Raw genomic sequence first — 13,158 nt, 5'->3', positions numbered from 1 at the left:
TTGAACTATCGCTCGCCGAGGGAGTTCAGGCGCTTGGCGGCAGCATCAATTTAACGGGGAGTTGGTGTCCGGTTTGGTAGGGGCAAGTCCACTCCCATAGTTCTAACAGCGTCGCCTGATAAGGCTAATTACATTTGTTAACCGTTTATTTGACATTTTTTTCTCATTCACGGCTCTACATTCGCCGCGCTTCAACATGCAAATGATTCCTATTGATCCAGTCTCAATCGACAACCCACGGGCTTCCCGTGTATCCATAAAAAAACGGAGCATTCAACGTATGGCTTCCCGTCTACCATCTTTCCTCACTAAAGCCCTTATCGCCACCGCATTGTTCGGCGCCGGGCAGGTGTATGCCGCCGACACGGCCGGCATCGTGGTGTACAACGCCCAGCACGAAAGTCTGACCAAGGCTTGGGTTGAGGGCTTCACCCAGGAAACCGGGATTCCGGTCACCATCCGTAACGGCGACGACACCGAGATGGGCAACCAGATCGTGCAGGAAGGCGCCGCCTCCCCGGCCGATGTGTTCCTCACCGAAAACTCCCCGGCCATGGTGCTGGTAGACAATGCCGGGCTGTTCGCGCCGGTCGCGCCGGCCACCCTGCAACAGGTGGACGCCGCGTACCGCCCGGCCCATGGCAAGTGGCTGGGTATTGCCGCGCGCTCCACGGTGTTTGTGTACAACCCCAGCAAGCTCAAAGAAGCCGACTTGCCCAAATCCCTGATGGACCTGGCTTCGGCCAACTGGAAAGGCCGCTGGGCCGCCTCGCCAGCCGGTGCCGACTTCCAGGCCATCGTCGCCGCCGTGCTGGAACTCAAGGGCGAAGCCGCCACCCTCGACTGGCTCAAGGCGATGAAAGCCAATGCGACCATCTACCGTGGCAACAGCGCCGTGCTAAAGGCCGTCAACGCTGGCCAGGTCGACAGCGGCGTGATCTACCACTACTACAGCTTCGTCGACCAGTCCAAGACCGGAGAAAACAGCAAGAACACCCAACTCCACTACTTCAAGCACCAGGACCCTGGCGCGTTTGTGAGCATCTCCGGCGCCGGGGTACTGGCTTCCAGCAAACATAAAGAAGAAGCCCAGGCGTTCTTGAAATGGATCACCGGCAAAGGCGGCCAGGCCATCCTCAAGGACGGCAATTCGTTCGAATACGCCGTGGGCCAGAGCGCGCAATCCAACCCCAAGCTGACCCCGCTGGCACAGCTGGACGCGCCGAACGTCGACGCCTCCAAGCTCAACAGCAAAAAAGCGGTGGAGTTGATGACCCAGGCCGGGCTGCTCTGATTGTTGCCTGAGGCTGCGGCCCAGGCGCTGACGGCGCCCGCGCAACGCCGCGTTCACGGCCTGTTCAAAGGCCGTGGGGGCAGGTGGGTCACGAGTTTATCGGTGCTGGTGTCGCTGTTGGCACTGCTGCCGATTGCGTTTGTGATCGGCGTGTCCTGGCAAATCGGCTGGGCGCAGATCGAAGCGTTGGTGTGGCGCCCGCGTGCGGGTGAACTGTTGGTCAACACCGTGCTGCTGGTGGTGATCACCCTGCCCCTGTGCATGCTGCTGGGTATTGCGCTGGCGTGGCTGACCGAGCGCACCGACCTGCCGGGGCGGCGGCTGTGGTCGCTGTTGGCCGTCGCGCCGCTGGCGGTGCCGGCGTTTGTGCACAGTTACGCGTGGGTGAGCCTGGTGCCTTCGATACACGGCTTGCCGGCCGGCGTGCTGGTGTCGGTGATTGCCTATTTCCCGTTTTTGTACTTGCCGGTGGCGGCGACCCTGCGCCGGCTCGACCCTGCGATTGAAGATGTAGCCGAGTCCCTGGGCCTCAAGCCGTGGGCGGTGTTCTGGCGCGTGGTGTTGCCGCAGTTGCGCCTGGCGATCTGCGGCGGTGCGCTGCTTGTGGGCCTGCATCTGCTGGCCGAGTACGGCCTGTACGCGATGATCCGCTTTGACACCTTCACCACAGCGATCTTCGATCAGTTCAAATCCACCTTCAACGGCCCGGCGGCCAATATGCTCGCGGCGGTGCTGGCCCTGTGTTGCCTGGCGATGCTCACCGCCGAGTCCGCCGCACGCGGCCATGCCCGCTATGCGCGGGTCGGCTCCAGCAGCGCCCGCGAGCAGCGCATCGTACGCCTGAGCCCGCGCACCACCCTGCTCGCCCTGGGCCTGCAAAGCCTCACCTGCGCGCTGGCCCTGGGCGTTCCGCTGGTGACCCTGGGCCAATGGTTGATCTCCGGCGGCCGCGAGGTCTGGCGCTTCGACGAATTGCTGCCGGCGCTGGAGCAAACCGTATTGCTGGGAGTGGCCGGCGCTGTGCTGACCACCTGCGCGGCGGTGCCAATCGCCTGGCTGTCGATCCGTGCGCCGGGGCGCTTGCAGCGCATTCTGGAGGGCTGCAACTACATCACCAGTTCGTTGCCGGGCATCGTGGTGGCGCTGGCCTTGGTCACGGTGACCATCCACTTCGCCCGGCCGATCTACCAAACCACTATCACCGTGCTGCTGGCCTACCTGTTGATGTTCCTGCCACGGGCCCTGGTGAGCCTGCGCGCAGGCATCGCCCAGGCGCCGGTGGAGCTGGAAAACATGGCCCGTAGCCTCGGCCGCTCGCCGGGCCGCGCCCTGTGGCTGATCACCCTGCGCCTGGCCGCACCCGCCGCGGCTGCCGGGGCGGCGCTGGTGTTCCTGGCCATCGCCAACGAGCTGACTGCCACCTTGCTGCTCGCGCCCAATGGCACGCGCACCCTGGCCACCGGCTTCTGGGCGATGACCAGCGAGATCGACTACGCCGCCGCCGCGCCTTACGCGCTGATCATGATCCTGTTGTCACTGCCGTTGACCGGCCTCCTCTACCACCAATCCAAACGCACGGCAGGCCGATGAACACCCTTGAACTCCACGCCCTCTGCAAATCCTTCGGCAGCCAGCGCGCCTTGGCCGACGTCAGCCTGTCGGTGCCCACCGGCGGGCGCACGGTGATCGTCGGGCCCTCCGGCTCCGGCAAGACCACCTTGTTACGCATGATCGCCGGGTTTGAATTCCCCGACAGCGGCAGCCTCACACTCAACGGCCAGGTCCTGGTGGACGCCACCCACGCCGTGCCGGCCCATCAGCGCCAGATCGGCTATGTGCCACAGGATGGCGCACTGTTCCCGCACATGACGGTGGCCGACAACATCGGCTTTGGCCTGGCGACCAAGGGCGAGGCGTACCACAGCCGTATCGCCGAGCTGATGGACAGCGTGGCCCTCGACGCCAATATGGCGCGGCGCTGGCCCCATGAACTGTCCGGCGGCCAACAGCAACGGGTGGCGCTGGCCCGCGCCCTGGCGCAACAACCACGCCTGATGCTGCTGGACGAGCCGTTTTCGGCGCTGGACACCGGCTTGCGCTCGGCCATGCGTAAGATGGTCGCGCGACTGCTGAGCGATGCCGGCATCACCACCATTCTGGTGACCCATGATCAGGCGGAAGCACTGTCATTTGCCGACCAATTGGCGGTGATGCGCCAGGGCCGCCTGGTGCAGTCGGGCCACCCGATGGAGATGTACCAGTACCCGGCCGATGAGCAGACCGCGCTGTTTCTCGGGGATGCAGTGGTGCTGCCCGCGCGTATCCAGGCCGGCTGGGCCGACTGCGACCTGGGGCGGATCCAGACCAACAGCCCGCTGAGCCACGACTCGGCGCGGATCATGCTACGCCCCGAGCAGGTGCACCTCAGTGCCACCGGTTGCCCTGGCGTGGTGACCGAGCGCGAGTTCGGCGGCAACACCTGCACGCTGACCGTGGCGTTGCACGCTGACCCGAGCCATACGATCCTGGTGCGCAGCGCCGGCCTGCTGGCGCCACCGGCCGGCAGCGCGGTGCACCTGTCGACCACGGGCACCGCCCACGTGCTGTTTGGATAAAAAACCCGGCCCTCAGTCTCAGCTAAGTCTCGTGCCGTACCTTCTCCCTTGCGCCAACCACCGCGCGGTCAAGGAGAGGTAATCCCGATGAATGCCACAGCAGCCCGTTGGCTGAACAAAGTACCCGAGGTGACGCTGTCATTCTGGGTGATCAAGATACTGTCCACCACCGTGGGCGAAACCGGCGCGGATTACCTCGCCGTGGATGCCGGCTTCGGCGCCGGCCCCACCAGCCTCGGCATGGCCGCGCTGCTGGGGCTCGCGCTGTTCGGGCAGCTGCGCACCAAGGCCTACACACCGTGGATCTACTGGCTGACCGTGGTGCTGGTGAGCATCGTCGGCACACAGATCACCGATATCCTCACCGATAAACTCGACGTCAGCCTGTATGCCAGCACGGCGATTTTCTCAGTGCTGCTCGCGCTCAATTTCATGCTCTGGTACCGCACCGAGCGCAGCCTGTCCATCCGCGACATCGTCACCCCACGGCGCGAATGGTTCTACTGGACCACGGTGCTCTGCACCTTCGCCCTGGGCACTGCCGCCGGCGACCTGGCCACCGAGGCACTGGGCCTGGGTTTCACCCTCGGCGCGGTGATTTTCGCCGGCCTGATCGGCGTTGCCCTGCTGGCCTGGCGCCTGGGCGTCAACAGCGTGCTGACCTTCTGGGTCGCCTACATCCTCACCCGCCCCTTCGGTGCTTCGCTGGGCGACCTGCTCACCCAGGCCAAGACTTATGGTGGCCTGGGCATGGGCGCCAGCTGGACCAGCGCGCTGTTCCTGTTCGTCATCGTTCTGCTGGTGGCCGTGGCTCAATTCAGCATCGGCAACCGCAAACCCCTTACTCATTGAACCCAAGGACATCTCTATGCTTAACCTCAGAGACATGATTCGCCACGTCGCGATTCTTTCCGCCATCGGCCTGCTGAGCATCGTCACTGGCTGTTCGAAACCTGCCGATAAACCTAAGGACGCAACCAGTGCCGGCTCAAGCAGCAGCCAGCGCCAATCCTCGAAACTAGGGGACCTGTCAGAGTTCCGCAACATTGCCGCAGACGTGTCGGCCCTGGTCTCCAAGCACGACCTGGCCGGCGCCAAAGCCCGCATAAAGGACCTGGAAAGCAGCTGGGACAGCGCCGAAGCCGGGATCAAACCGCGTGCAGCCAGTGACTGGCACGTGCTAGATAAAGCCATCGACCACGCGCTCTCGGCATTGCGTGATACCAGCCCGAACCAGGCCGACTGCCAGGCCGCAATGGACGACCTGCTCAAGGGCTTCGATTCGATGAAAGGCTGACAACATGCTTCACTACACACGCGGCGACTTCCTCGCCGCGTTTGCGTTGGTGCTGGAGAGCAAGATGCGGATTCTACTGGTCGAAGACGACCCCATGATTGGCGACGCCATCCAGAGCGCGCTCAGCGATGCGAGCTATGCCGCCGACTGGGTTAAAAACGGCCTCACGGGCCTGGCCGCCCTCGACACCCACGTCTACGATCTGGTGCTGCTTGATCTGGGCCTGCCCGGCAAGGACGGCCTCGACGTGCTGGACTGCATCCGCGCGCGCAACAACCCCGTGCCCCTGCTGATCATCACCGCCCGCGACAACCTCGACGACCGCCTGCGCGGCCTGGACAGTGGCGCCGACGATTACCTGCTCAAACCCTTCGACATCGCCGAACTGCTGGCACGCATTCGCGCCGTGCTACGCCGCAAGGGTGGCGCCGCCCAGTCGGTGCTGGGCAATGGCGTGGTGACCTTGGACCTGCTGAGCAAACACGCGAACACCGACGAACAGCGCGAGGTGGCGTTGTCCAGCCGCGAATTTGCCCTGCTGCAAGCGTTGCTTATCCGCCCGGGGGCGATCCTTTCGCGCAGTGAGTTGGAAGACCGCCTGTATGGCTGGGGTAATGAAGTGGAGAGCAACGCCATCGAGTTCCTGATTCACGCCTTGCGGCGCAAGTTGGGCACCCACGTGATCAAGAATGTCAGGGGCATGGGATGGATGGTTTCAAAAAGCGTTTGAGTGAGTCGGTGCAACTGCGACTGTCGGTGACCCTGTGCCTGGCGATCCTGCTGGTGGCGTTGGCGGCCAGCGTGTTTGCGTTTGTCTCGGCGTTTGAAGAAACTCACGAACAACAGGACGCCACCTTGCGCCAGGTGGCGATGCTGTTCGACCGCCAGCAGATGACCCTGCAATACCCAGAAGGCCCGGCGCTGGCCGGCGACGACGAAGAAACCCGGGTGATCATCCAGCGCCTGAGCGACAGCCCGCACGCCACAGGAACCACCGATGAAGCTCTGCCGATGCCCTTTCCCGTCAACCTGGCGGATGGCTTGTCCACGGTTCAGGTGGCCGGTGAAGCCTTTCGCGTGCTGGTGCACACCACCACCGGTGGCGAGCGCATCGCCGTGACCCAGGAGTCCGACGCCCGCGACAAGGACGCCCGTGAAGCCGCCTGGCGCAGTTTGTTGCCGTTCCTGATTCTTTTCCCCGTGCTGTTACTGGTAGTCGGCGACCTGGTGCGCAAGCTGTTTCGCCCGATTGGTGTGCTGGCGGCCGAGATCGACCAACGCGCCGAGCAAGAATTGCATCCCATCGAGGAACAGCACCTGCCCACCGAAGTGCGCCCGTTTGTGGTGGCGATCAATCGCCTGCTGGCGCGCGTCGCACAGTCCATGGACATCCAGCGGCGGTTTGTCGCCGATGCCGCCCACGAGTTGCGCTCACCCATGACGGCCTTGGCGTTGCAGGCAGACCGGCTGGCCGCCACCGATATGTCGCCCATGAGCCGCGAACGTTTTGTGCCGCTGTTCCGGGGCATCGCGCGTGGGCGCCAGCTGATTGACCAACTGCTGTGTCTGGCGGCAGCACAGTCAACCTCGGAACGAGAACACACCCGCCTATCGGTGCATGCTGTGTATCGCCAGGTCCTTGAAGACCTGTTGCCGCTGGCCGAACGCAAGCAACTCGATATAGGCGTGGACGGCGCTCAGGACGTGCACGTGACCTTCAACGCGATGGACCTGTTCACCCTGGTGAAAAACCTGGTGGACAACGCCATTCGCTATACCCCGGAGGGCGGGCGCATAGACCTCTCGGTGACCCAGACCCCAGGCGGAGTACTGCTGCACATCAAGGACTCCGGCCCCGGCATTGCCACAGAGGAACAGGCGCGGGTGTTCGACCCATTCTACCGCAGCCTGGGCACCGACGAGGCCGGCTCCGGGCTGGGTCTGTCGATCGTCAAGGCGATTGCCGAGCGCAGCGGCGCACGGGTGCAGTTGTCGTTCAGTGATACCCAAGCGCAGCGTGGCCTGTGCGTGACGGTTTGGCTGCAAGCGCTGTAAGCACCTGCGCCGAACAAAGACAATCACCACCTTTTTTGACCTTTTTTGCCAACATCCGCCCTAGATTGGCCTTATCAGCCCTATAGACGCCCGACAATGAAACCCTCTGACGCCACGGACGACGCGCTCCTCACCCAAGCCCCTGTACTGGCATGCCAGTGTGGGGGCTTGATTACCGACAAACCTTAAAAAAGGCCCCCCACACCTGGTTCAGGTGTATGGGCCTTTTGAACATAAGCGGCGTATTGGAAGAGAGTTACGTAGGCGTTTACGACGTGAAGGGCGCTTTGGTGCGTTTCTCCGACTTTGGCTCACAAGCATATTTAAAAATTGCGGTAGCTCGAGGACGCTATTGGGAGTCAACTGAGATACCTCTCGATGATCAGCGCGATGAATACGATCCAAGCAACCGCCAACATACTAGTAATCGCAACCCATTGCCCGCCCATTAGGTCCGTTCCGTTTATGCTTATCTATTCAGTCGAGAATATCCAGTTACCTAGTTATGTGTCTGTAGGAAAACTCCCATAAAACCATGGGCGATTCGTTTAGTCTCCATTTAGGCTGCAGGATATGATCCTCCCCAAGAAGACCTGCCGCTTTCGAACGGGGAATTATCAATATCGGCTCGAGGGCATTGGGTATCAATGTTCACTGTCAAGTATATGACTGCCCAACAGGGATCCATCGGCTCGATCGCATTCCTTGATCGCCAGATCTTTTAGAGCCTAATGATCATGGCCCCCTGAAGAAAATCGCTAAAAAAATCAGCGGGATTCGTCAGCATAAATTACTCTGATAGACAACCTGTGAATGCTGGCAAGGAGAGCCCGATGAAAAAGAAAAAGTCCGCGGATAACACTGATGCGCTCATAATCAACATAAACGACGGCTTCGAGCTCAGCTTTTGGGCCGTGAAGTTCGGGGTCACTAAAGATGAGATCCGAGCAGCCGTCCGCCAGGTGGGGAATTCACTTACGGCAGTGAAGCGCCATTTCACTCTCTCCCAGCACGCCTGACCACTCAAGACTTCGCTTAATAGACGTCAATGCTTCGGCTTCATTCGTGCATTAGCAATGCCGCTCACTAGCCCGGTGAGAGCTCTGCGCTTCCAAGACGACAGACGGTTGAACGCTGCAGGAAACTCAGCGTTTCAGCACAGTGTGAGTTATCACCCTATCAGTAACAGCGGCAAACCTCCAACGTTGATCTGACCCAATCACCAGGTGCAAAACGGCCTTTACTATCTTGGATAACGGTCAATGCATAAACCAGGGCAGGGATAAGCCCTCTATCGGTGATGGCTGTTCGTTCGTCGGTGTCCACTACCAACCTGAATGGCGATTCACCAAGCAAAGGAAAAATTCGCAGACTCAAGCTAGAACGAAGCATCACAGGGAAGTGGTGCCTGCGAAATCGATTCAAACCTGCCTCCTTATCCTGCATCAATTGCAGGTGGGACTGGTCCGAATATCTCCTATATTCACTATCTCGGAGTAATGGCATCCGCGATGTGGTGTCTCTTAACACCGGTAATCAGCGCTAACCGGTCATAGGACAGCATAGCGATGCAACCTCGATTTTAGTCCCTGTACGCAAGTAAGGCTAAGTACACCTTTAATGCCGACAATGACGCTCTGCTGAAGTTGAACTCAGTAAGCATGAGAATTTTCGCTCCAGACGAGCCATCGTAGAGCCAGCGTTTCGGGATCTTCGCCCAGCTTTTACTTTCAAGCCAGCCGCAAATCAGGATGCTCGACCCCTTCCTGAGGGCCTGTGCTTTTCGCTGAATAAGCCCCTCTACTTCTAGTCGCGTCAACGCCTTCGCAACAGTTGGCCGAGACAAGCCAGTGAGCCGAATCAGCTCCTCATAAGTCACCTTCGCATTTCCAGTTATGAAATCTGCTCGACAGCACAGCGCTAGGTAAAGCTTGAGCGAGGAAATGCATGCGTTTCTTGCGGACTTATCCTCCTTCAACCACATCGACTTTACCGAATAGGACTCATCCGCAAAGTTGACTAGCTCGCCTGCACGTATCCAATCGACAGGCATTTTGGCCCATTCAGACACAGGACGACCCATTTCGACTTCGCTCATTTCGACCTCCACGCATGCATCAGCAAACCAGCACTCAGAAGCAAGATACAGCACAACGCTAGCTTCAACGGATCAGCCGAAAGCGCTCTATCAATCACAAACAGGACGGAATTCATTGCCTGGAACCTCAAAAAAAATGGCTACAGGAGAAACGTTATCGCCAAGCGCAGCTGCTATCTAATTGTTGTGGCCTTCATCTTGGAAGCCTTCGACCTGCATGGCACTGTAGCAGTTAACCAAGGCTTGCTTCATTCCCTGGAAGTCTTTGTTCCAAACCGGTTTCAAGTGCTCAACCCATAGCTGGATTTCGCGCTCGGTTACTGGCGACCGCTGACTGAAAAGTTTGGCGGAGTTCACCAGAGCAGTGGCAAGTTCTACGTCGATGACATCGGCGGGGACTGACCAATGAGCTCCCGCACCTAGGCAATCGGTGTAGAAGCCCAGCTGCTTTACTTGATCCAATACATTCGGATGATCGGAGGCATCATCGTAGATTGGACGTAGATCACTAAGGTGCTTCGCACCCTTTGCTACTAGATCAGCGAAAATCCAGTGACAGTTCTTGCTTGTGTGGGATCGGTACCTTCTCCACTCCAACTTCAATGCTTTGTCATCTACCGTTAAGACGATAGCTCTGAGGATGGAAGCTTTTCCAGATTCTTCGATGGCAGCAGCAAGGGATGCAGCGGTAGCATAGCTTCCCGCGTCCAACAGGGTCTGGGCATCAGTCGCCAATCGGCGGGCATTGGCGTTTGACGCATTGATTCCTTCTGCGATCTGGGCGCAATCCAAAAGCCCTTTGTAGGATTCCAGTTTGGTTTGCTTCATAGGTATTCAGTCATCCATGATTTTCCTTCAACACTCTACAAGTACGGTAAACGCAAATGCGGGTTCTCCAGAAAAGCTATCTGTAGTCGAGACTGGCTCCACAGACAGGACCCGCTTTGCAACTCCTATAGAAGCAAGGTTAGACGTACCCACTACCGCCTCTATGTAGAACTTCTTTACGCCGTGCCGTGCCAGACCATTGCTGAGTTCGTCTAGTCCTTGCTCAAGGATCTCAATTGCCCAGCCTCTACTCCGATACGCTTCTGGAACGGCGTAGCCAACCTGAAAGCACCCAATACCGTCGATCTGGTCCACGCTCACGAACATTGCCAGTGCTTTCACCCGACCATGCTCGATCCGGGCATAGGTGTACCTGACGCGCCCGTTTCTTTCATCGAACACGACCCGTACTGAAGGGTATTTCTCGGAGGGATGGGTAGGCATCCCCTTACGAATTTCTGCTTGAAGGCTCACGAGTGCTTGAAGGGGGTCAGTCATTGCCATAATGATTTTCCTACCTATTCGGGCTCTTGACCCGTACCTGGCGACTGGCGCTTTCTATGGCAGAAAGTCACTAGAAAGAAAATGCAAACGAACACTACACACGACCAAAAAATCTTTCCGCCTGTGGGCATCTGCTCGACGCTCTTCCAGAACTCAATTAATTTATCCATATGCTCTTTTCCTACGGAACCGTTCAGTTCATCTGCGCACGTTCATTAGTGGCTACAGCGTGGAAGAGCGTCCCAACTTCGGCGCCTTGCTGCGGAGTCAATACCAGCCCATGTATTAGCCCTCTCAGAAGCCCGACGGCCTCTGCCATTACCAGATCCAGGTGACGTTGGTCATTCACTGAATCTATTGTTTCCAGCATGCTGACCAGGAGCGGTAAATCGACTGGTGCGAGATTGAGTGAATCCAGTTTGCGTTTGGCCGCATCGCAGTCCAGCGGAAGTGTTGCGATTTTGCTCATCAAAAATACCCTCGTTTGATAGAGGCGAAATGCCCCCTTTACTACGTCCTCGGCCCCGCGTTTGACGGCAGGGCTTGGGGTGTACCTGGGCGACTTTTCCCGGAACTATTCGTTTTCTTGTTCGCTAGGCACGGGACGCGCAAATGCACGATCCAGGACAGGTCGTGCTTCGTCGATTGCAATGCCCAGATCTACAATGCTCTCGCTCTCTTCAGCACGAGCTTTGAACTCGCTGAGTTCGTTGAGCAAATCATCATTATTTCCAGCCGTGTACAGCGTGTGTGTCACACCTTCGAAAGTGCGCAGCACATTGTCCTTGGTGGCTGCGAAGTTACTCTCGCTACCGGACACCGTAGCCTGTGCCCAACCGGTAAGCGGGTGGTGCCTAACTTCAATTTTGTTGTCGAACATTCGGTTATACGAGCCTTGTACAAAGCCCTCGATGATCAATCCGTGGTTCTTTTCGTTCATGCGTCATGACTCCGTTGCATTACGGACGCGAAAACCGTGTCCCTTTACGTCCTCAGCCCTAGTTTTTGGCCAGGGCTTGGGGTGCAGTAGCTGATCGACTTTTCCTATCAATTCACAGTCGCGGCAAGGCGTGAGAACGTCAGCGCCTCTCAGGATTCGTAGACCGTCACATCGCACTCACGCGGCATGCCCCATTGCCCGTCATTAGGCAGCCGTCCCTCCTCCGTAGTGGTCAGCTCGTTTTCGTAGAACACCCACTACCCGGCTGGATCGAGGCCGCACCAGTTCGCCCAGGAGGGCTATGATTGAACTGGTGGAGCAATGTTGGTGCGCGTGTTCATCTGACATTCCTGGGTTAAATCAGTACGGTAGTGAAGCACGTGGGAACACCTGATTTTGAGCCAAGCGAGTCAGTTCGAATTTGTGGCGGCAACCCAATAGGTCTTGTAAGACAGCCCATCAACGCGAACTCACATAGATAAGGGCCTGCACTGACCACGTCTTCTGCCCCTGCGGCAATATCGGCCCATCGGTAAACCGAAAATCTTCGAACCCCTGCAATACGGCCTGGTCGACGGCGTTATCGTTTGAACTGTTCACGATGGACAGCCGGGGCACGAGAGAACCCAGAATATATTCCAGTTTCACTGTGACCTCCTTTCCCACCGGCCCAGGCTTGAGGGCCCCTGACACACTTTCCTGAACACGCGATATTTTGCTCTGAATCCTGCCCTCCGTCGTCCCAATCCAGATCTTGTTGTAGCGCTGTTCTTGTTCTGCGGTTAGTTTGACTCCTCGGCCGAGAAGCCGCTGAATTCCGTCCCATTCGTCACCAAAACTGGCACGGGTTGCCTTCAAGTAAAGCGTCATGGCGCCCTCGAGATCCTGCTGACCGCCCTTGCCTTCTTCCATCAGCTTGGCCAATCTGGCCTCAGCACTGTTGCTGTTACCACCGGCGGCTGCACGCAGGTATAACCGCCTGGCCTTCTGATAATCCGGGGGCCCGTCGAGACCACTCTCGGCAAGCTTGCCGAGGAGGACATAGGCCCGCTCATCGACATCAGCCGCTGACTGGTAAAGGGTCTTTGCCTTCGCAATGTCTTGGGGGACACTACGACCGTTTTCATAAAGGTCGCCGAGCAGCATCTTGCACATCGAGTCTCCACTCTCGCTGAGGGCCAGGATGTATTCGAGTTGCTCGCGCGTCACTGAGCCATCATTTGGAGAGACCCAGCAACGCAAGCCGAAGAGGGGATCATCCTGGGGGATGCCTGCGGGAACGTTGACGCTCGGTACTGGCTCTGCTGAACAGGCGGTTAGTAATACGCAACACAATGATAAAAACACAATTCGCATGATTGCTTCCTCCGTCACTACTCGATCATAAACACAGGCACATCCATCGCGTCGGCAATCATCAGGGTTGGTGCCAAACAAAATATTCTGACACTGCGGCCCACATACACTGGCGCCCTAAGAGCTGCGACTGGGGCCGCGTAAAAAAACAAATTCTGACAATCCTCCCCC

The 13,158-nt window shown here is 58.5% G+C and carries 15 protein-coding genes; 8 read left to right on the top strand and 7 right to left on the bottom strand.

Features of this window, described 5'->3' with window-relative positions; genetic code table 11:
* The first annotated feature begins 280 nt into the window (after positions 1 to 280).
* From NR164_RS19055 to NR164_RS19020, 8 genes are all read left to right on the top strand, one after another.
* Positions 281 to 1,294: an iron ABC transporter substrate-binding protein gene (locus NR164_RS19055; protein WP_256823115.1), complete on the top strand. Its 1,014-nt coding sequence runs from the start codon at positions 281 to 283 to the stop codon at positions 1,292 to 1,294.
* A 27-nt stretch (positions 1,295 to 1,321) separates the two neighbouring features.
* Complete coding sequence (locus NR164_RS19050; protein WP_306218202.1) at positions 1,322 to 2,884, top strand: iron ABC transporter permease; 1,563 nt, start codon at positions 1,322 to 1,324, stop codon at positions 2,882 to 2,884.
* A complete protein-coding gene (locus tag NR164_RS19045) occupies positions 2,881 to 3,909 on the top strand; it encodes an ABC transporter ATP-binding protein (protein ID WP_169881891.1) in 1,029 nt (342 codons plus the stop codon). The genes NR164_RS19050 and NR164_RS19045 overlap by 4 nt, the downstream gene beginning before the upstream one ends.
* A gap of 87 nt (positions 3,910 to 3,996) precedes the next feature.
* Entirely contained in the window at positions 3,997 to 4,761 is a 765-nt protein-coding gene (locus NR164_RS19040) for a hypothetical protein (RefSeq protein WP_256823114.1), read from the top strand.
* Positions 4,762 to 4,777: 16 nt separating this feature from the next.
* On the top strand, positions 4,778 to 5,206 hold the full coding sequence (locus NR164_RS19035; protein WP_057005875.1) for a hypothetical protein: 429 nt from the start codon (positions 4,778 to 4,780) through the stop codon (positions 5,204 to 5,206).
* Positions 5,207 to 5,270: 64 nt separating this feature from the next.
* Positions 5,271 to 5,936 (top strand): response regulator transcription factor, encoded by a 666-nt coding sequence (locus tag NR164_RS19030; protein WP_057005899.1) that lies wholly within the window; start codon positions 5,271 to 5,273, stop codon positions 5,934 to 5,936.
* A complete protein-coding gene (locus NR164_RS19025; protein WP_102617663.1) occupies positions 5,912 to 7,261 on the top strand; it encodes an ATP-binding protein in 1,350 nt (449 codons plus the stop codon). Before NR164_RS19030 ends, NR164_RS19025 begins: the two co-directional genes overlap by 25 nt.
* A gap of 833 nt (positions 7,262 to 8,094) precedes the next feature.
* The gene (locus NR164_RS19020; protein WP_057005873.1) at positions 8,095 to 8,280 is read left to right on the top strand and encodes a DUF3606 domain-containing protein; all 186 of its coding nucleotides are present in this window, start codon (positions 8,095 to 8,097) and stop codon (positions 8,278 to 8,280) included.
* A 160-nt stretch (positions 8,281 to 8,440) separates the two neighbouring features.
* Here the strand turns inward: NR164_RS19020 and NR164_RS30605 are convergent, their stop codons facing one another.
* The 7 genes from NR164_RS30605 to NR164_RS18990 form a co-directional block, all read right to left on the bottom strand.
* The gene (locus tag NR164_RS30605) at positions 8,441 to 8,653 is read right to left on the bottom strand and encodes a hypothetical protein (RefSeq protein WP_371918410.1); all 213 of its coding nucleotides are present in this window, start codon (positions 8,651 to 8,653) and stop codon (positions 8,441 to 8,443) included.
* A gap of 190 nt (positions 8,654 to 8,843) precedes the next feature.
* Positions 8,844 to 9,359, bottom strand: coding sequence for a helix-turn-helix domain-containing protein (locus NR164_RS19015; RefSeq protein WP_057005872.1), 516 nt, complete (start codon positions 9,357 to 9,359; stop codon positions 8,844 to 8,846).
* A 177-nt stretch (positions 9,360 to 9,536) separates the two neighbouring features.
* Positions 9,537 to 10,187 (bottom strand): AbiV family abortive infection protein, encoded by a 651-nt coding sequence (locus NR164_RS19010; RefSeq protein WP_256823113.1) that lies wholly within the window; start codon positions 10,185 to 10,187, stop codon positions 9,537 to 9,539.
* A gap of 27 nt (positions 10,188 to 10,214) precedes the next feature.
* Positions 10,215 to 10,691, bottom strand: coding sequence for an N-acetyltransferase (locus NR164_RS19005; RefSeq protein ID WP_256823112.1), 477 nt, complete (start codon positions 10,689 to 10,691; stop codon positions 10,215 to 10,217).
* A 193-nt stretch (positions 10,692 to 10,884) separates the two neighbouring features.
* Entirely contained in the window at positions 10,885 to 11,160 is a 276-nt protein-coding gene (locus NR164_RS19000) for a hypothetical protein (protein WP_256823111.1), read from the bottom strand.
* Between the two features lie 105 nt (positions 11,161 to 11,265).
* Positions 11,266 to 11,631: a hypothetical protein gene (locus tag NR164_RS18995; protein ID WP_108524203.1), complete on the bottom strand. Its 366-nt coding sequence runs from the start codon at positions 11,629 to 11,631 to the stop codon at positions 11,266 to 11,268.
* Positions 11,632 to 12,090: 459 nt separating this feature from the next.
* Complete coding sequence (locus tag NR164_RS18990; RefSeq protein ID WP_108524204.1) at positions 12,091 to 12,987, bottom strand: SEL1-like repeat protein; 897 nt, start codon at positions 12,985 to 12,987, stop codon at positions 12,091 to 12,093.
* Between the last annotated feature and the right edge of the window lie 171 nt (positions 12,988 to 13,158).

The sequence above is a fragment of the Pseudomonas sp. Pse79 genome (assembly GCF_024519615.1).
GTDB classification, from domain to species: Bacteria; Pseudomonadota; Gammaproteobacteria; order Pseudomonadales; family Pseudomonadaceae; genus Aquipseudomonas; species Aquipseudomonas veronii.
This window is presented reverse-complemented; position numbering and strand designations above follow the sequence as displayed.

Bases quoted from the DNA above. Each gene is read 5' to 3' on its own strand.
- NR164_RS19055 (WP_256823115.1), top strand. From the start codon at position 281: ATGGCTTCCCGTCTACCATCTTTCCTCACTAAAGCCCTTATCGCCACC.
- NR164_RS19045 (WP_169881891.1), top strand. From the start codon at position 2,881: ATGAACACCCTTGAACTCCACGCCCTCTGCAAATCCTTCGGCAGCCAG.
- NR164_RS19040 (WP_256823114.1), top strand. From the start codon at position 3,997: ATGAATGCCACAGCAGCCCGTTGGCTGAACAAAGTACCCGAGGTGACG.
- NR164_RS19035 (WP_057005875.1), top strand. From the start codon at position 4,778: ATGCTTAACCTCAGAGACATGATTCGCCACGTCGCGATTCTTTCCGCC.
- NR164_RS19030 (WP_057005899.1), top strand. From the start codon at position 5,271: ATGCGGATTCTACTGGTCGAAGACGACCCCATGATTGGCGACGCCATC.
- NR164_RS19025 (WP_102617663.1), top strand. From the start codon at position 5,912: ATGGATGGTTTCAAAAAGCGTTTGAGTGAGTCGGTGCAACTGCGACTG.
- NR164_RS19020 (WP_057005873.1), top strand. From the start codon at position 8,095: ATGAAAAAGAAAAAGTCCGCGGATAACACTGATGCGCTCATAATCAAC.
- NR164_RS30605 (WP_371918410.1), bottom strand. From the start codon at position 8,653: ATGCTTCGTTCTAGCTTGAGTCTGCGAATTTTTCCTTTGCTTGGTGAA.
- NR164_RS19015 (WP_057005872.1), bottom strand. From the start codon at position 9,359: ATGAGCGAAGTCGAAATGGGTCGTCCTGTGTCTGAATGGGCCAAAATG.
- NR164_RS19010 (WP_256823113.1), bottom strand. From the start codon at position 10,187: ATGAAGCAAACCAAACTGGAATCCTACAAAGGGCTTTTGGATTGCGCC.
- NR164_RS19005 (WP_256823112.1), bottom strand. From the start codon at position 10,691: ATGGCAATGACTGACCCCCTTCAAGCACTCGTGAGCCTTCAAGCAGAA.
- NR164_RS19000 (WP_256823111.1), bottom strand. From the start codon at position 11,160: ATGAGCAAAATCGCAACACTTCCGCTGGACTGCGATGCGGCCAAACGC.
- NR164_RS18995 (WP_108524203.1), bottom strand. From the start codon at position 11,631: ATGAACGAAAAGAACCACGGATTGATCATCGAGGGCTTTGTACAAGGC.
- NR164_RS18990 (WP_108524204.1), bottom strand. From the start codon at position 12,987: ATGCGAATTGTGTTTTTATCATTGTGTTGCGTATTACTAACCGCCTGT.